The sequence below is a fragment of the Clostridium sp. YIM B02569 genome (assembly GCF_022320765.1).
In the GTDB taxonomy this organism is placed as follows: Bacteria; Bacillota; Clostridia; order Clostridiales; family Clostridiaceae; genus Clostridium; species Clostridium beijerinckii.
On sequence record NZ_JAKJJX010000015.1, the window covers coordinates 1 to 18,059 of the forward strand.

Consider the following 18,059-nt stretch of genomic DNA (forward strand, 5'->3'; position numbering starts at 1 on the left):
TCTACCTCCAACCTTATAAAATAAACATATTACTTTTTGAAGTTTACACGAAAGTCTTGACAGACTCTATTTTTAGGTTATAGTAATTAACTTGATTGATTATTTTCAGTAGCTTTCATTTCTTTATTAAGGATTTCAAGAATCTTTTTAATATCCAATACTGCACCTCCTTTAATAAAATACAGTTTACCCGTAAACACCATATTATAAACCAATTCCAAACCTCTTATTTCTCATACATTGAATAATTGTTACTTTAATCTCTCATCAAAACATAATTGGATTTTAATACCAAATGGGTCTTCAATAATACCATATGCTTTACTAAATATATTACTGGATAATGGTACAATTATTCTAACTCTTTCATCTGTAATTAAGCTATTGTAGAATTGTTGGATTTCCTCCAAATCAGCACTTTGAATACATAGAGAAGTATTATTACCAGCTTGGTACTTTTCATTAGCATCCATTGGATTTTCATTAAGCATAATTTTAGTCTTACCTATTTTTAAAACAGAGTGAGAGATGTGATTTTTATTTTCGTCATTAATTTCTATTGATTTATCCCCCATCTTTACCAGGTCTGAATATGTTATAATCATTAACTGTTCTGCATTAAAGTGTTTCTTGTAAAAATTAATAGCATCTTGTGCTTCTCCATTCATTGAAAGGAAAATAGCAATTTCTAGCGTTGTACTCATAATATTAATCTCCTTTGTATAATAAATTAGATATCAATGACTATATTATTGATATAAGTAGAGTATAATACTTAAAGGTGTCAAAATATGAAACCTTTATTCAGGAAAATTTTACAACGGAGGGTATATGAAAAAATCAGAAAGATTAAACCATATGATGATATATTTGAATGATTTAGATTACTTTAATTTAAGTGATTTAATAAATAAATATAACATTTCAAGAAGTACAGCTTTGCGTGACATTGCTTCATTAGAAGAATTGGGAATGCCTATTTATGCAGAGCAAGGTAGGTACGGAAGATATGTTATATTGAAAAATAGATTATTGTCACCTATTATATTTACCATAGATGAAGTATATGCTTTATATTTTGCAATGCTCACACTGAAAGCCTACGAGTCTACACCTTTTCATTTGAGTATAGAAAAATTAAATGAAAAATTTGAAAACTGCCTATCAGGAGAACAAATAAAAGAAATTAATAAGATGAAAAAGGTCTTAAAATTTGAAGCATCCAAGCATAATAGTGTTAGTCAATTCTTAGATAAGATTTTAGAAAGCATTATTAATGAAATTAGCTGTAAGATTGAGTATTTGAAAAATAACAAAACTGTAAATTATCACATACAGTTTTTTGAAATTTCCTCTAAATTTGGACAGTGGTATGCTAGTGGAATAGAGCTTAAGAGTAATAAATACAAAGTTTTTAGATGTGATAAAATGACCTCATTAGAATTTAGCAATGATAAGTTAGAATTTCCAATTGAAAAATTAATAAACTCTCCTTTAGAGTTCTGCCAATCTGATAAAAGTATTCAATTCGAAGTAGAAATTTTAGATAGTGCAAAAGATATTTTTTATAAGGAAAACTATCCTTCTATGAAAATAGAATTAGGTACAAAGACAATTATAAAGGGATTTTTTAATGTGGGTGAAGAAGAATTCATATCTAATTATTTCCTTAGATACGGTACGTCTATTAAATCAGTGAAACCACAATCATTAAAATCTATTATTTATGAAAAAATTAAAAAGATTCTAAATTATTATGAAGAAATTTAATACTTATATATACTAAAATATTAATTTGATTAAAGTACTAATATATAAGTTTTCTATTGAGGATATTAAAAAAGTTATGAGCGATAAATTCAGATTTCTCGTTAAGGTAATTTACAATCTGTAGATTTGACGTAGTAAATTATAAAAATGTTCTTTGAAAATTGAGTAATATAGCTTTTACAAGATATGTTATAATCGATTTGTAATGGTAAATTATTGTAATAAAACAAAATTTATATTTCGAATTGATTTGGAGGTGATACATATGGATATTACTATTGAATTTGGGGAAGTAAATGATATTGATGAATTAGAAAATCTTTATAATGATTTAAATGATTATTTGGCAGATGGAGTAAATTATCCGGGATGGATAAAGGGTATATATCCTGTAAGGCAAAATGCAATTGATGGCATTAAAAACGGAAATCTTTATGTAGCAAAGCATAATGGAACAATCATTGGTTCTATTATTTTAAGCCATGAGCCTGAACCGGCATATTATAATGTTAAATGGGGATTTGAGTATGAATATTCAGATGTTTTTGTTATACATACATTTGCTGTTCATCCAAGATTTATGAAATGTGGTGTAGGTAAAGCACTAATGGACTTTGCTGATAAACATAGTGTTAAGTCAAAAGTTAAATCAATTAGATTGGATGTTTTTGAAGGTAATATGCCTGCCATTAGGCTTTATGAAAAATGTGGATTTAAGTATATTGATACTGTTGATTTGGGCCTCGGAAACTACGGATTGGATTCGTTTAAACTGTATGAAAAATTAATATGAAATAATATGTATAGTCCTATATAGTATTTGTTGAATATTCTCCATATAGTTATGAATCAGTAAAATTAAATAGCAAGTTTTAAAATCGTATTATTCAAGATTGGATTTACGATTTTTTTTACACAATTCTAAAAAAAGAAGTAATAAAGGTTTTATTACTTTCTAATTATGGGAGGATCATATTATAAGTAGAAAGCGATTTTATTGAATATTTGAAAGTAATTGGTATATAATTAGATTAATGTGAATAAATGCAAATAAACTCGCTATGGATTTCGAGGGGATAATTATGTATTATAATACTAAATTCAAGATTATTAATATAACAGTATCAATAGTAACTATTTTAACAGCAATATTTTCTATTGTGAACCATAATCTAAAAATGATTATGCCAATTGGCTTATGTTATCAGGAATACAACAATTAATAATAGGTATTAATTCTTTCAAGTTAAATAAGAAAAAAGAATACACCTTATTAATAGGAGTTAGCATATTTTTGTTCTTATGTTCAATAGTTTCAATTAAACTTATAAATTCCTAATATTATTAGGAGGGGTTTTTTAGTGAAAATTTCAGAGAAATGCTTTAAATATTATAAATAAAGAAAATTACATAAGTGAGGATGTATTATGACAAAACATAAGATTTATACAATGAGTGTAGCAAGTGTCTACCCCCTTTATGTTATGAAGGCGGAGAAAAAGGGACGTACAAAAACAGAGGTTGATGAAATAATCCTATGGTTGACAGGATATAGCAAAGAAGAGCTAGAAGCTGAGCTGGAAAAACAGGCTGATTTTGAGACTTTCTTTGCAGAAGCTCCTAAAATGAATCCTTTACGAACTTTGATTAAAGGAGTTGTCTGTGGTGTTCGAGTGGAAGACATTGAAGAACCAACTATGAAGGAAATTCGCTATTTGGATAAGCTAATAGATGAGCTAGCAAAAGGAAAAGCGATGGATAAAATTTTAAGAAAATAATTATCAAAAGCGAAGAAACACTGATTTTATATGAGAAATATAAATAATTGGTGTTTTTTTTGTTGAGCAGATTAATTTTAAAATATCATGTAATGTATTTTTAGTTAGTATAAAGATTAGCGAGGTTATGTGAAATAAGTTATATAAAAATGTTAGGAAGAAGATTTTGCATATAAATTATTTCTTTTGTAAGAATAATGTACCATCACTTTGAAGTTCTCCATATATTATATCAGCTAAATTAGATATATTTTGAATTTTAAGTTGAGAATATAACCAATCTTCGCTTAAATTTAATTCTTTCAAATTATGTTTAACTATTTTTCCGTCAGAAATTATTTCAGATGGCAAATATTTCGGTGTAGGAATATTAATGTTCATATCAGATTTAGTAATTTGCTGATCTTGTGGCTTTTTCATTACACTTAAGTTTCCATTGGGCTCTAATATAGCATATTCTACTTCTTTAATAGAGAATATATTTTGTTTCCTAAGTAGCATTAATAAGTCATCTAAATTAACACGATTAGATGTTAAAGAAGCTTTTAAAATTACCCCTCTTTTTATAACTATTGTAGGTTGACCATCAATTATTTGTCTTAATTTACTGAATTTTAAGCCAATGTATTCAACTAAAAGAGTTAATACACACCAAAAAATTAACCCTATAAAATCATCCCAAAAAGGTTCTTCGGTTTCACGAATCATATTAGCTGCTATTGAGCCAATTGTGATTCCAGTAAAGTAATTAAAAAAAGTTAGATGACTCATTTGTTTTTTCCCTAATATTCTGGTTAAAACTAGTAATGTTATAAAAAGTATAAATGTTCTTAGTAAGACGTCAGGTGTGTTTGTTGGGATCATTGGTATTACCTCCTAAAGTTATAGTGAAAATAATATTTATGCAAACAAAATATTGCAGTATAAAAAGTAATAAATATAAATGGATTATTGACTATTAATAACGTTTATATTCAAATAAATAGTCAATTATAATGATTAATGCATAAATTGTCCACATATTAAAAAAATGTATATAGAAAATTGATATTATTAGATGTGTGTGTAATATTGAGCCATATGTAGATTTTGCATAGCAATTAATAAAAATAGATTTTTGAAAATTGAATAATAGGATATTCAAAAGATATGTTATAATTATCCATAAATAAATTAAAATCATAAGTGGGTTTAATTTTTTATAGACTAGAATACTATATTGCTTGGGCAAGATATTTATTATTGGAGGTACCTATGGAAAAGATTATTACAGATCGATTAGTACTTAGAAGTTTCTCATTGGCTGACGCTAAAGGTTTACTGGGATATTTATCGAATCCTAGAGTTAACTGTTTTCGAGGTGAGAAAATAACAACACATGAGGAGGCTATATCAGAGGCTAAAAAGAAAAGTGAAGATGACTCTCATATTGCTGTTTTATTGAATGATGACGAGAATTTAATTGGAGAATTATTTTATTTGTATGAAGAACCAGACACCTATTCCATAGGATGGAATTTTAATGAACAATATGAGGGAAGAGGATATGCTGGCGAGAGTGCGAAAGCTTTATTTCAATACCTTTTCAACGAAAAAAGAGCTAGAAGATTATATGCATATGTTGAAGATGATAACTATCGATCACAAAAACTGTGTGAAAAATTAGGGATGCGTAAAGAGGGATGTTTTTTAGAATTTATTTCGTTTATAAAAGATGAAAATGGAATTCCTAAATATGAAAATACGTTTCAGTACGCATTACTGAAAAAAGAATGGGAGAAACAACAAATTTAATTCTGTTACAATTAATGTAATTTGAAACATAAAACTAAAAATGATATAATTAAAAATAAAATAAGAAAGCGGTGATAAATTTGGATAAAATATCGCTAGATAAAGAAATGATCCTTAATGCAACAGAAGAAATAATTCGCCGTTTCGGACCAGATAAAGCGAATATAACTGACGTGGCAAAATTATTAAAAGTAAGTCATGCTGCAATTTATAGATATTATAATGGAAAAACGGATCTATGGAACGCTGTTACCGAGCGTTGGCTTACACGTTTGCATGCTCCGTCAAATAACATATTAAAAGAAGATAGTCCTGCAGATGTTAAACTTAGTAATTTACTCGAAAGTTTTGTTGAAGCTAAACATCACAGTGCTATTAATGATCCGGAAATGTTTGCAAACTACATAAAACTAGCTCAGAGATCAATGGAAGTAATAAAAAAGGGTATAGAAGAGGGAATTAATTCTATTGAGAAGGTTATAGTGCAAGGAATTACAGAAGGTATATTCTTTACAGAATCTCCTTATCAAGAGGCGAGATCTGTATATCTTGCAACCAGCGTTTTTATTCATCCAAACACATTTGAAGATCCTGACAGAAAACAAAACATAGAATCTGTTATAAATCTTCTAATAAAAGGACTTAAGAATTCCAATAAGTAAATATTTTATATAAGAAATGGCCGACTATTATCGGCCATTTCTTATATGGTTATCTAAATCACAGTCACATTAAAATATAAATTAATGCAAATCATACAATTTATTTCTTATTATTTTCCCCAAGTAACTTGCAATGGATTTCTATCTACCAAACGTTTATACGTGTATTTTGGAAAGCCGACCATAAGTCCTGCTGTAACCTTAATATTTTCTGGCAAATTCAAAATATCAAGTAATGGCTTATAACCAGAAGCAGCACAAGCGTCAAAAAATCCAGTAATGCAACTTCCAAGTCCCATTGAAGCCGCATAAAGTTCAGCATATGCTAGAGAAAAAAGCGTACTGTCATGTCCCATTGATGAAGAATTTTTATGAACTATTGGTATTACTAGACAAGGAGCATTACGTAATACAACATCCTCACCAGTCTCACGATAGTGTCTTACATGATTGGTAAATGGTGCTTCTAATGGTGATCCAGCATAAGGTGGGTGTTTCAATGCCTCTTCTAACCAATCAATTGCAACTGATGTGATTTTGCGTAATGTATCAGGATTATCAATTACATGATAGGAAACCCCTTGTGAATTACCACTTGTTGGCGCAAATCTGGCAACATTTAAAAGCTGTTCGATCTTTTCCCTAGGAACTGGCTTATTTTGAAATTCTCTAATAGAACGTCTGCTGCGGAGAAAGCGAGATGCAGTATCTTCGTCAAGAACTGGTGTTTTTTCTAGTTCTACTTGATTTGCTAAAGGCGTTTTTACATTGTCAAGTGCTGAGCAGTGACAAACAGCAACACAGTGACCACAGGCGATACAAAACTGTCCTACTACCTTTGGTCCATTTTCATCCATACCTATAAAGCCAGTTGGACAGACTTTGGAGCAGCTTCCACACTTAGTACATTTAGATTGATCAATCTGTATCAAATTTCTATTATCCTTTTCCATATTATAATTCCTCCCCTTGAGATGATTATAGAATTTAATCGAAAGTTACAAATACTTAAGTATGTAACTTGTAATTGAATTTTATCATATAATAAAGCTGATTACAAGTTTATAAATATGTAACTTATAATTAGTTATGCCGGCTCCACATATAATTTGAATATATAAAACACCATCAGCCCTGTCTTTACTAATAAGGTGATTTTCATAATAGTAGATTTCTTATTTTTTGCGATAATCAAAAATTTAAAAATAATTTTTTAAATTAGTTTTACTTTGAAAATTGAACAATGTGATGTTTACCAAATGTGTTATAATTGTTTTGCTGAAGTAAATTTATGTAAAACAATGATACAATAAAGCTTCATTGGAGTAGCATATAAATTTTATTTATTGGAGGAATAGAAAAAGATGAAAATAGGTTTTTTTGATTCAGGTATTGGCGGTATCACTGTATTATATGATACGTTAAAAGTGTTACCTAATGAAGATTATATATATTATGCAGATACATCAAATGTTCCATATGGACCAAAACCAAAAGATGAAGTTAAAAAGTATATTTTAAATGCTATAGATTTTATTGTTGAACAAGGAGTTAAGGCAGTAGTTATTGCTTGCAATACTGCTACAAGTGTAGCAATAGAGGCGTTGAGAAGTAAATATAGCATTCCGATTATTGGTATGGAGCCTGCAGTAAAGCCTGCCATTGAAAAAAACAAAGATATGAATAAACGAGTATTGGTAACTGCCACTGCTTTGACGTTAAAGGAAGAAAAATTACATAATCTTATTCATAAATTAGATAACGAACATGTTGTTGACTTACTTCCTCTTCCAGGATTAGTTCAATTCTCAGAAAGACTTGAGTTTGATGAACAAATAGTATTACCGTATCTTAAAGAGGAGTTATTTAAATTTGATTTAAATAATTATGAGGCTATTGTTTTAGGGTGTACCCATTTTTCTTACTATAAGGATATGGTTAGAAAATTAGTGCCTTCAAATGTTAGTATAATCGATGGAAACATTGGCACTGCAAAAAATCTTAAAAGAATTTTGAAAGAAATGAATTTATTAAATGAAGGGCATGGCAACATCACTTTCTATAATTCAGGAATTAGAGTCGAGGATAAAGCAGTATTAGATAAATATAACAGACTATTTGAAAGAATGGATAATATCAACGAATATAATATTTCTGAAAAGATTTAAGAGCCATTCATCAGAAATGATTACAGGAAATAGTAAAAACTAAAATGGAATCCTAATTGCTGATCATTATGATCATGATATTGAAGGCAGATTAAATACTTCAAGAATTTATCCTTTTTACTTATTTCTTAAATCTTCTTCATATTTAAGTTTAATATTTTGAATACTAGTAAGTTGTTTTTCAAGATCATATTTTTTTTGTAGAAGTAATTCTTCGTGTTCTAAAATCATTAAATATCTATCTTTAAGTTTTACTGCATTCTCTGAAGAAAGTTCAAAATAATTACGAATTATTTCAATTCCAAAGCCTGTATTCCTCAGGCATTGAATAGTTGTTAATCTGCTAACATTATTATCAGAGAACATGCGAATATTATTTTTATCTCGTTTTATATCTGAAAGTAAGCCAATATCTTCATAGTATCTAATAGTAGGTTTAGATAAGTTTGTAATTTGAGAGACTTGATTAATTGTATATTTTGGTATATCTCCAGACTCAAAAATTTCCATAAAACCTCCTTAAATTATTACTTGACTTAAAGTTACTTTAACGTACTACAATAAGCATATCACATAAATATATGAGTTTCAATGTGGAGGTAGATATGCATCATAGAGTATAAAAAAGAATTTACGGATCTATTAGAGTGTTTATTGTCAATCGCGTATATTACTTCACAATACACATTATTTAAGGTGATGGTAAAAGTATAATTTAAATAAAAATTTATGGAAGGTGGAAGAAATATGAAGAAAAGTATAGGAGCGAAATTGGCATTCTCTCCATTACCAACTCTTGTAATAGGAACTTATAATGTAGATATGGAACCAAATGTAATGACTGCTTCGTTTGGGGGAATAGTTTCAGCAGCGCCTCCAGCTTTAGGCGTTTCTATAAGAAAAGCTACCCTTACTTATGAGAATATTATTAGAAGCAAGGTGTTTACAATTAGTATTCCTAGTGAGAATTATATAAAGGAAATGGATTACTTTGGACTAGTCACTGGAAAGAATAATTCTAAATTTTTAGATACAGGTTTAACAGCAACCAAAGGGACTTTTGTAGACGCACCATATGTTGAAGAATTTCCAATAAATATAGAATGTAAACTAATAAAAACAATTGAATTAGGTTCACATATTCAATTCATAGGAGAGATAGTAGAGGTTAAGATTAGTGAAGAAGTAGTTGATGAAAAAGGGAATAGCGATATTGCAAAACTGAAACCTATTTTATTTGTAGGCAATGACCGTAGTTACTATGGATTAGGTGATAAGCTTGGAAATGCATTTTCTATAGGGGAGGATTTTAAAAAATAATAACATCTAGTGAAATTATTTTTCCAATGAAGTTGCTGAGTAAAAGCAAATAATAAATAATAAACACATTATTCTAAAATGAATGGTGTGTTTTTTATGCCCAAAGTTCTTACGAAAGGAGGGCAGGATGACTTGGAAAGACCAAGTAAAAACGTTATGGTTATGAGTAAGAATTTAACTCATGAGTAGCGCTAGCCTAGATTAGAAACTGAATTAAAAGGGAAAGTGGACAAGTTGAAACCGCCAACCCATATAAATGCTAAGAAAAAAGTTATAGTTGACAATTAGTCTAATTAGACTATAATATGTAAGTGATGTTAGTCTAATTAGACTAATGATAAATACAAATGTATTATTGGTAATAGTAAATACTTAATATTTACTGAGAACTAAAAGCATTTCTTAGTAAAGATTAAACAAAAGAGAGGATGAAAAAAATGATTAAATCGTTTTTAATGGTAGGACAGTCAAATATGGCTGGGCGTGGGTTCATTCATGAGGTACCCCAAATTTATAATGAAAGAATACAAATGCTGCGTAATGGTAGATGGCAGATGATGACTGAGCCAATCAATTATGACAGGCCTGTTTCGGGAATAAGTCTTGCCGGTTCATTTGCAGATGCATGGTGTAGTCAGAACCAAGAAGAAACTATTGGTTTAATTCCTTGTGCTGAAGGTGGAAGCACATTGGATGAGTGGGCTGTAGACGGAGTGCTTTTTAGACATGCTGTAACTGAAGCTAAATTTGCTATGGAAAGTAGTGAACTCACAGGAATTCTATGGCATCAGGGAGAAAGTGATAGTGTTAATGGTAACTATAAAGTATATTATAATAAATTACTTTTAATCATTGAGGCTTTTAGAAAAGAGTTGAATGCTCCAGATATTCCAATTATTATTGGTGGATTAGGAGATTTTTTAGGTAAAGAAGGATTTGGGAAAAGTTGCACTGAATATAAATTCATTAATGAAGAGTTACAAAAGTTTGCTTTTGAACAAGATAATTGTTTCTTTGTTACAGCATCAGGTTTAACTTCTAATCCTGATGGTATTCATATTAATGCAATTTCTCAAAGAAAATTTGGTTTACGTTATTTCGAGGCCTTTTCTAATAGACAACATGTATTGAAGCCATTAATTAACGAAGATGAGTTGCTGAATTTAAATAATGCTAGAACACATACTAAAAATGAAAAGATATATATAAAAAGTATGGAGTTTGCATTAGGAAAAATATCATATGAGGAATTTGTATCTCAATTCATGCAAACCAGCAATGATTAAATCTTATAATTATGAAATAATAGTTAATATAATTTTGATGAAGAGCATAAAGGAGGTGTTTTTTTGATACCATTACTAATTTTAGGTTTATTAAAACAAAACCCTGGTTCTTATGGATACGAATTATTAGCCTTAATGGAAGAGAGACACTATAAATATATAGCAAATTTCACTAAAGGTTCATTCTACTACAATCTTCAACAATTAGAAGAAAAAAAATATATTAAAAAAGTTAACAAATCAGACAATACTAGGGAGACTAATAATTACATTATAACTGAACTAGGAGATAAGGAATTTCAAAAATTAATGTATAAGTATGGATCTAAGACAGATTATATAAACTTATCTTTTTATGCAGCAATGCTATTTGCTGATGAATATAAAAGCGAGGATCTAACAAAACTAATAGAAATACAAATTGAACAAACTAAAAAGAAAATTTCTTTATTAGAACAATCTCTTGAGCATGATGAAACTATTTCTACATATTTTAGAAAAATGTTGGAGAATTCCCATTCACATCATTTAGTAAATGTAAAGTGGTTTGAAGGACTATTAAAAGATATAAGAAATGAAAATTGATTTAGGGGATATCTGTTATTTAGAAATTAGAGAGGAAAGAACGATAAACCAAGTATTTAAGGGATATTTTATAGAAAAGTATGGGTGTGTTTTCTGCTTCAAGGTCATTAAGGGAAACAGAAACACACTTATTTTTTTATCCTCGGGAATAAACCTTTTAGCATTTTGTATATATTAATATGCTCTCATAGGTCATATTTCTTAATACCTACTTTGTGATCATAGATTGAATTGTCAAAACATTATTTGTGACTGTCCTCTCATTTTTTCAATGTCTCTTTTTGGGGGGCTTCCAAAAAAGTTCGAGTAATCACGACTAAATTGCGAATCACTGATATATCCGACCATATGACAGGCAGCGGTCGCATCCATTTGCCGAGAGAACATTAAATGCCTTGCTTCGTGAAGCTGAAGGGCATTTTTCAGAGAATAATTTTATTTAACAGCTTTCATCCCGTTCATAATAAAGCTAATAGTTTTTTCAATATTGTATTCTTTATCATTCTTACTAAAATAGCAATATTGAGCACAACTATATACTGATGAGGAAATTAGTTTGACTAATATATTTGTATCTTTAAAATCTAATTCATTTCTAGCTACCATATTACTTAATATCTTTTCAATAAGGTTATCTATTTTGTATTTTAATAAATTATCTACAGTAGAAGCTATAGATGTAGAATCAATTTTACGCTTTTGATAAAATGAGATATTGTATTCATAAAGGAAGAAAATAAGTTCTTTTATAATGTCTTCATTTAAATCTGTAGCATTTAAAATTTCTATTGGTAACATTTCTCCAAAACAATCTATAACAAGTTCTTCCAATAAAATATACTTATCTAAATAGTGAGCGTAAAAAGTTGCTCTATTTATAGTTGCTTTTGTTGTAATATCTTTAATTGTTATGTATTTAAAGTCTTTTTCCTCAAGTAATTGAACAAACGACTCTTTAATCAAATTTTTAGTTCTTACTGCTCTTGGATCTTTTTCATTCATAATTTATCATTAATCTCCTTTGACAAAACAACAGATTTAATAAAATGTTGTTTATACAACATAGCTAAAAATCTATTGGTTGTAGCTTTATGAGTAATCAAATATTATATTAACATACACTTGTATTTTAAACAACATATGTTTAATAGGAGGGAATATAATGAAAATTTTAATGATAGGCAGAGGAGTAATTTCAACACAATATGGATGGGCTTTAGAACAAGCAGGGAATGATGTGACATTTTACGTGCGTAAAGGAAGGACTAATCAGTATGGCGATATAGTAAATTTAAAGATATTGTATGGCAGAAAGAATAAAAAAGGTGATTTAGTAAATAAAGTTTGGAAAATTAAAATGATAGAAGAACTATCATCTAACCATGATTTTGATTTAATCATGATTAGCGTAAACCATAATCAATTAAGTACTATAATAAATTGGTTAGAACCGCTTGTTAATAATTCAACTGTTTTAATATTTAATAATATTATTAATGAGCCTTTAAACTCAATTGGATCAATTCCAAAAGAGCAAGTTGTTTGGGGATTCCCTGGAGCTGGCGGATCTTTTATAAATAAAAACACGTTAGATGGTGGGTTCATGAAAAACATATTTATGGGTTTCATTGACAATACTACTAATAAAGCTAGATATGATATGGTAACTCGACTATTTAAAAATGCAGGTTTTGGTATTTCTGAACAGAAAGATATGCGTAATTGGCTATGGTTTCATGTAATTACTAACGCAAGTATGATGGCGGCAGCCTCAAAAGCAGGTTCGCTTAATAATCTATTTGATTCTACAAGTGCCCTTAAAGATTTTGCTTTAATATTAAGGGAACTTACACCATTGATGGCAGCTAAGGGCTCTAAGGTTAGTACAATAATAAATATCGCAGTGAATTTACCTGCAGGTATTGTGGCTTTTGTAATGAAATTAGCATTAGCTGAAGGTAAGCTACCAAGAGAAATAATGAGAAGTGCTAGTGGGAGTGAAAATCTAAAAGCTGAAAGTAATGTAATATTCGTGCGCGATACTCTTGCTGAAGCACGTAGACTTGGGATATCACTTCCTAGGCTTGAATCTTTAGAGTCACCTATTTATAAATAATTTTAGTGATTTTTAAACAAAAATAACTAGACAGTTTTTTGGTTCATGTAAATTTTAAATTGAGGTATAAAATGTTTGAAGGATATGACGAAACTAAAATACCTGAATACTATAAATCTGGTAATCCTAATCAAGAATTAGATATGGCCGATTTTCCGTATTATATACTTGAAGATAAATACGTATTAATAGAAAACACTGGAACTATTAAAGAAAAGAGCCTCTAATTGATATGATTCATCTATATTACTTATTTATAAATTCAGAAATTGTCTTTGCCATATAGTCATCACTTTGCCTCATCCCACCTTTAGACCATTCGATTAATACATTATATAATCCACCGGCCATATAATCAATCCCAAATTTATGCTGATCTGGAAGAAGTGAATCTTTGCAGAGAATCCTTTGGGATAGTTCATAAAAAGATTCAATACATTTTTCAAGAAGTATGTTAATTAAATTGGAATTAATTAAATTAGAAATTAACTTCTCATGTTTTCTAAAATAGGAAAAGTATAAGCGCAAATTCTCATAATTGTCTAGTTTTTCTTTCTGCATTACTTCCTTAGAATATTCTTTTAAGAGTTCATCAATGTATGTGGTAATAATATCTTCCTTTATATTATAATTTCTATAAAAAGCCATTCGAGAAACTCCAGCTTTTTTTGTTATTTCTGTAATAGAGATTTCTTTAAAATTCTTTTTTTCCATTAAAATCATAAGTGCAGTGAAAATACTTTCTTTTGTTATTATATTTTGTATATTAGCGGCTTTATTTACCATAACAATATCCTTTCTTTTGTAACGTTTGCTCTACCTTCTATTGAAATATTCTTTTGCCCCAATTATACTATACTCAAATAAGCGTTACAATTGTAACGGTGAAATTTGAGGAGGATATTATGAAAATTTTATATTTCACAGCAACAGGAAATAGTCTATATATAGCAAAAAGCCTTGGAAGCGATTATTATTCAATTCCTAAATTAATAAAAGAAGGTAAATATGATTTTGAAGATGAAAAAATTGGGATTGTATTTCCAATTTATAATAGCGGAGTTCCTAAAATAGTTGAAGAATTTTTAAATAAAGTAAAATTTAAGAGTAAATATATTTTTGGAATAGCAACTTATGGAATGTATGCTGGTGCAGCAACAAGACACCTTTTAGAAATTGGTAATAGAAATAGAATTGAATTTTCTTATATTAATGAGATAGTTATGATTGATAACTACCTTCCAGGATTTGATATAAATAAGGAGCTAGAAAAAGAACCTAAGAAAAAGATAGAAGAGAACTTAGAAAAAATAATTAAAGATATTAATGAAGAAAAGAAATATATTAAAAAACATTCTTTTATTTCTAGTGGTCTTAGAATACTAAGTGAAAAATTATTTTATGATGATAAATTTGAAAAGAATTTTACTGTAGAAAATACTTGTACTGGCTGCAAAACTTGTGAAAAAGTGTGCCCTGTAAATAATATAAAAGTAGATAAGAAACCCTTATTTATGAATAATTGTCAGAGATGTTTGGCATGTACTAATAATTGTCCACATAATGCAATAAGAGTTAAAAAGGAAAAAAGTAAGACTAGATTTATTAATCAAAATGTTACATTGAAGGAAATAATAAATGCAAACAATTAATCTGTCTTCTTCCATTATTTTCTTTTTTTATATATTATATGTCATGACAATTATTATGACTTATAATTAATTGTATATCAAACAATAATAACAATAAAACAGGTGAAAATCAAAATGTCTTAGACAATTAGGGAGGCTTTAATGTGAAAAGAAAGATAATTTTAAATCTGGCAATAAGTCTTGATGGATATATAGCTTCAGAAGATGGTGGATATGATTGGATAGTTGGACATGGAGATAATACATTAAATACTGAAAATAAATTTGATTTTGACAAATTTCTAGAAGGTATAGATATAGTAGTTATGGGTAAAAATTGCTATGACCAAGATATGCACAATGATTATAAAAATAAAAAAGTATATGTAGCAACATCTCAAAAACTTCAAAATCAAGATAATCTTCATTTTATTAATGGAGATATTATTAAGATAATTCAAGAAGAAAAAGAGAAGGACGGTAAGGATATATTCCTATTTGGAGGTGGAGGTCTTGTAGACAATTTTATCAAAGCAGATATTATTGATGAATTTATAGTTGGAATAATTCCAATTGTATTAGGAAAAGGAAGACCTTTATTTTTAGAAAATAATCCAATAATAAAGCTTCATCTAGATGGGGTTTTTGTGGAGAACGGTATTACTATATTAAAATATACAAAAAGAAAAACAGAAGATTGTTAATTGAAGATAAAAAACTATGAAGAGAGTTTTTTGATGTTATATTTACAAAAACAGGTTTTTATTGTAGAATGTATTAAAAGCAATGAAAAGAAGAGTAAATAAAATAATTCATTTTCAGAGAGCTCTAGATGGTGGGATTGAGCAATGGATTTTTATTGAAGAAGGTCTTGGAGCTGCACACTGAGTCTATTTTATCCGATAGCTAGTAATCCGTGATACTCTCTCACATATAAGTGGAAGATAACGGCTACACGCTCTTGGACAGAGTACCCATTGAGGGGATAAGTTAAACTAGAATTCAGATGGGGATGAAAGCCCAGCATGAATCAAGTTTCACTTAATAGAGGTAGGATGTGACGGAATACCCCGTTATAGGTATAGAGTATCTCATTTTTGATGTACTTGAAGAGGTGTATACGGCAACGCATACATAAACTGAGGTGGTACCACGAATTTATAACTTTCGTCCTCAAGATTAGAAATCTTGGAGGTGAAGGTTTTTTTTATTTGTATTAAGGAAATATCAGAAGAATAACAAGTAAATCCGCTTTCTTGCCTGATAAAAAACTTAAGGCAAAATTGAAAGTGTTATTTTCTTTTATATGCCTGAATTAATCAATAAATAAGTAAAGGTGGTAACAAAAATGTATGAGCAATATGAAAATCTAAATGAATTAGAAAATATAATGACAAATGCAAATGAATTTATAGTGGAGAGAATAAAAAAGTTAAATAAACTTAGTGAGTTAGGAATAAATCCATATCCTTATAATTACGATTTTAACAAAAAAACTTATACAAAAGAGATATGTGATAATTTTGATGCTATTGATGAAAGTAAAGTGTTTTCTTTAGCAGGAAGAATAATGTTTCTTAGAAGAATGGGAAATGCAACTTTTGCTAATATAGTAGATGAAAGAGGAAATATACAGATATTTTTTAGTAAAAAGTTAATTGGAAGTGAAAATTACAATGTTTTAAAATTAATCGATGTCGGCGATATTGTTGGGGTAGAGGGAACTGTATTTAAGACTCAGACTGGAGAAATAACTATTAGAGCAAACAAATTTGAATTGTTATCTAAATCAATAAGGACCCTTCCTGAAAAATATCATGGGATTCAAGATTCAGATTTAAGACAAAGACATAGATCTTTAGATATGATAATGAATTCAGACGTTAAGGAAAGATTTATAAAACGTTCTAAAGCAATTACTGCAATTAGAGAGTATTTAAATAATATGAATTTTATTGAATGTGATACTCCTGTACTTGATACTAAATATGGTGGAGGAGAAGCAAAACCATTCAAAACTTTTGTTAATGATTTAGACTCAGAAGTATATATGAATGTTTCTCCAGAATTATATTTAAAAAGACTTATTGTTGGAGGAATAGAAAGAGTTTATACATTTGCAAGATCTTTTAGAAATGAAGGAATTGATAGAACACATTATCCAGAATTTACTCTAATGGAATGTTATATGTCCTATGCGGATTATGAAGATATGATGAGAATTATGGAAGGAATATATGAATATGTGTTTATGTCTGTTAATGGCTCTACTAAAATAAAATATGGTGAAGAAGAAATTGATTTTAAAGCTCCATGGAAGAGAGAAACTATGTGTAATCTTGTAAAACAAGATACAGGAATTGATGTGGAGAATTTCACTAAAGAAGAAATTATAAGTAAAATTAAAGAGAATTCTCTTTTGCTTGAAGAACAAAATGAAGGTTTAAATATAAATGAAGTTTCTAAAGGAGAATTAATAACAAATCTTTTTGAAGCATATAGCGAGAAGAAATTAATACAACCTACTTTTGTTATAGACTTTCCAAAAGAATCATCACCACTTTGTAAAGTTCATAGGGAAAATCCAGATTTAATTGAAAGATTTGAACCATATGCCTATGGAGTAGAGCTTGGAAATGCTTATTCAGAATTAAATGATCCATTAAGGCAGCGTATATTATTACATGATCAAGCTGAAAAATTAAGAGGCGGACTAGAAACAGCAAGCCCAATGGATGAAGAATTTGCTATAGCTATTGATACAGCAATGCCACCAACTGGAGGCCTAGGCATCGGTATTGATAGAATGATAATGTTTCTAACTGGATCAAATACAATAAAGGATGTTATTGCATTTCCTTTAGTTAAAAGATAAAAATAGAAATACTACAGATATTCAAACTTATGAGTATAGCTCGCCGAAATAAGAATTATGTTGTTGTTCCAGTT

At 28.8% G+C, this 18,059-nt stretch carries 21 protein-coding genes and 1 other annotated feature; of the genes, 14 read left to right on the forward strand and 7 right to left on the reverse strand.

The window, feature by feature from the left end:
* Positions 1–86 precede the first annotated feature (86 nt).
* Positions 87–215 (reverse strand): hypothetical protein, encoded by a 129-nt coding sequence (locus tag L3B96_RS27285; RefSeq protein ID WP_017210371.1) that lies wholly within the window; start codon positions 213–215, stop codon positions 87–89.
* Positions 216–251: 36 nt separating this feature from the next.
* Complete coding sequence (locus L3B96_RS14360; RefSeq protein WP_238861521.1) at positions 252–704, reverse strand: VOC family protein; 453 nt, start codon at positions 702–704, stop codon at positions 252–254.
* 127 nt (positions 705–831) lie between these two features.
* Between L3B96_RS14360 and L3B96_RS14365 the strand changes: the two genes are divergently transcribed.
* The 3 genes from L3B96_RS14365 to L3B96_RS14375 all read left to right on the forward strand — a co-directional run bounded on the left by L3B96_RS14365 (position 832) and on the right by L3B96_RS14375 (position 3,548).
* Positions 832–1,770, forward strand: coding sequence for a YafY family protein (locus tag L3B96_RS14365; protein WP_238861523.1), 939 nt, complete (start codon positions 832–834; stop codon positions 1,768–1,770).
* 265 nt (positions 1,771–2,035) lie between these two features.
* Entirely contained in the window at positions 2,036–2,563 is a 528-nt protein-coding gene (locus L3B96_RS14370; protein WP_238861525.1) for a GNAT family N-acetyltransferase, read from the forward strand.
* A gap of 634 nt (positions 2,564–3,197) precedes the next feature.
* Positions 3,198–3,548, forward strand: coding sequence for a DUF2200 domain-containing protein (locus tag L3B96_RS14375; protein WP_023974146.1), 351 nt, complete (start codon positions 3,198–3,200; stop codon positions 3,546–3,548).
* A 177-nt stretch (positions 3,549–3,725) separates the two neighbouring features.
* On the opposite strand, the gene L3B96_RS14380 is transcribed toward L3B96_RS14375, so the two are convergent.
* Complete coding sequence (locus tag L3B96_RS14380) at positions 3,726–4,412, reverse strand: DUF421 domain-containing protein (RefSeq protein ID WP_023974145.1); 687 nt, start codon at positions 4,410–4,412, stop codon at positions 3,726–3,728.
* Between the two features lie 390 nt (positions 4,413–4,802).
* On the opposite strand from L3B96_RS14380, the gene L3B96_RS14385 reads away from it, so the two are divergent.
* Both L3B96_RS14385 and L3B96_RS14390 read left to right on the forward strand, forming a co-directional pair.
* Entirely contained in the window at positions 4,803–5,342 is a 540-nt protein-coding gene (locus tag L3B96_RS14385; RefSeq protein ID WP_077830596.1) for a GNAT family protein, read from the forward strand.
* 71 nt (positions 5,343–5,413) lie between these two features.
* Complete coding sequence (locus L3B96_RS14390; RefSeq protein WP_238861526.1) at positions 5,414–6,004, forward strand: TetR family transcriptional regulator; 591 nt, start codon at positions 5,414–5,416, stop codon at positions 6,002–6,004.
* 110 nt (positions 6,005–6,114) lie between these two features.
* Here the strand turns inward: L3B96_RS14390 and L3B96_RS14395 are convergent, their stop codons facing one another.
* Positions 6,115–6,957 (reverse strand): nitroreductase family protein, encoded by an 843-nt coding sequence (locus tag L3B96_RS14395; protein WP_238861528.1) that lies wholly within the window; start codon positions 6,955–6,957, stop codon positions 6,115–6,117.
* 411 nt (positions 6,958–7,368) lie between these two features.
* On the opposite strand from L3B96_RS14395, the gene murI reads away from it, so the two are divergent.
* A complete protein-coding gene (gene murI / locus L3B96_RS14400; protein ID WP_238861530.1) occupies positions 7,369–8,172 on the forward strand; it encodes a glutamate racemase in 804 nt (267 codons plus the stop codon).
* 117 nt (positions 8,173–8,289) lie between these two features.
* On the opposite strand, the gene L3B96_RS14405 is transcribed toward murI, so the two are convergent.
* Positions 8,290–8,682, reverse strand: a complete 393-nt coding sequence (locus tag L3B96_RS14405; RefSeq protein WP_077830599.1) for a MerR family transcriptional regulator — start codon at positions 8,680–8,682, stop codon at positions 8,290–8,292.
* Positions 8,683–8,919: 237 nt separating this feature from the next.
* On the opposite strand from L3B96_RS14405, the gene L3B96_RS14410 reads away from it, so the two are divergent.
* The 3 genes from L3B96_RS14410 to L3B96_RS14420 all read left to right on the forward strand — a co-directional run bounded on the left by L3B96_RS14410 (position 8,920) and on the right by L3B96_RS14420 (position 11,363).
* Entirely contained in the window at positions 8,920–9,492 is a 573-nt protein-coding gene (locus L3B96_RS14410) for a flavin reductase family protein (RefSeq protein ID WP_238861532.1), read from the forward strand.
* A 437-nt stretch (positions 9,493–9,929) separates the two neighbouring features.
* Positions 9,930–10,778, forward strand: coding sequence for a sialate O-acetylesterase (locus L3B96_RS14415; protein WP_238861534.1), 849 nt, complete (start codon positions 9,930–9,932; stop codon positions 10,776–10,778).
* A gap of 63 nt (positions 10,779–10,841) precedes the next feature.
* Complete coding sequence (locus L3B96_RS14420; protein WP_077308214.1) at positions 10,842–11,363, forward strand: helix-turn-helix transcriptional regulator; 522 nt, start codon at positions 10,842–10,844, stop codon at positions 11,361–11,363.
* 435 nt (positions 11,364–11,798) lie between these two features.
* Here L3B96_RS14420 and L3B96_RS14430 read toward each other — a convergent pair whose 3' ends face one another.
* Positions 11,799–12,365 carry a TetR/AcrR family transcriptional regulator gene (locus L3B96_RS14430; RefSeq protein WP_238861536.1) on the reverse strand — a complete coding sequence of 189 codons (567 nt, stop codon included), beginning with the start codon at positions 12,363–12,365 and terminating at the stop codon, positions 11,799–11,801.
* Positions 12,366–12,525: 160 nt separating this feature from the next.
* Here L3B96_RS14430 and L3B96_RS14435 point away from each other — a divergent pair, with 160 nt between their 5' ends.
* On the forward strand, positions 12,526–13,479 hold the full coding sequence (locus tag L3B96_RS14435; protein ID WP_238861538.1) for a 2-dehydropantoate 2-reductase N-terminal domain-containing protein: 954 nt from the start codon (positions 12,526–12,528) through the stop codon (positions 13,477–13,479).
* A gap of 71 nt (positions 13,480–13,550) precedes the next feature.
* Entirely contained in the window at positions 13,551–13,706 is a 156-nt protein-coding gene (locus L3B96_RS14440; RefSeq protein ID WP_155715541.1) for a hypothetical protein, read from the forward strand.
* A gap of 19 nt (positions 13,707–13,725) precedes the next feature.
* Here L3B96_RS14440 and L3B96_RS14445 read toward each other — a convergent pair whose 3' ends face one another.
* A complete protein-coding gene (locus L3B96_RS14445; RefSeq protein WP_238861540.1) occupies positions 13,726–14,265 on the reverse strand; it encodes a TetR/AcrR family transcriptional regulator in 540 nt (179 codons plus the stop codon).
* Between the two features lie 119 nt (positions 14,266–14,384).
* On the opposite strand from L3B96_RS14445, the gene L3B96_RS14450 reads away from it, so the two are divergent.
* From L3B96_RS14450 to lysS, 3 genes are all read left to right on the forward strand, one after another.
* Complete coding sequence (locus L3B96_RS14450) at positions 14,385–15,131, forward strand: EFR1 family ferrodoxin (RefSeq protein ID WP_238861541.1); 747 nt, start codon at positions 14,385–14,387, stop codon at positions 15,129–15,131.
* Between the two features lie 143 nt (positions 15,132–15,274).
* Entirely contained in the window at positions 15,275–15,814 is a 540-nt protein-coding gene (locus L3B96_RS14455; RefSeq protein WP_238861542.1) for a dihydrofolate reductase family protein, read from the forward strand.
* A 73-nt stretch (positions 15,815–15,887) separates the two neighbouring features.
* Positions 15,888–16,288 (forward strand) — a binding site (T-box leader).
* Positions 16,289–16,458: 170 nt separating this feature from the next.
* Positions 16,459–17,985 (forward strand): lysine--tRNA ligase, encoded by a 1,527-nt coding sequence (lysS, locus tag L3B96_RS14460; RefSeq protein ID WP_238861543.1) that lies wholly within the window; start codon positions 16,459–16,461, stop codon positions 17,983–17,985.
* The last annotated feature ends 74 nt before the right edge of the window (positions 17,986–18,059 follow it).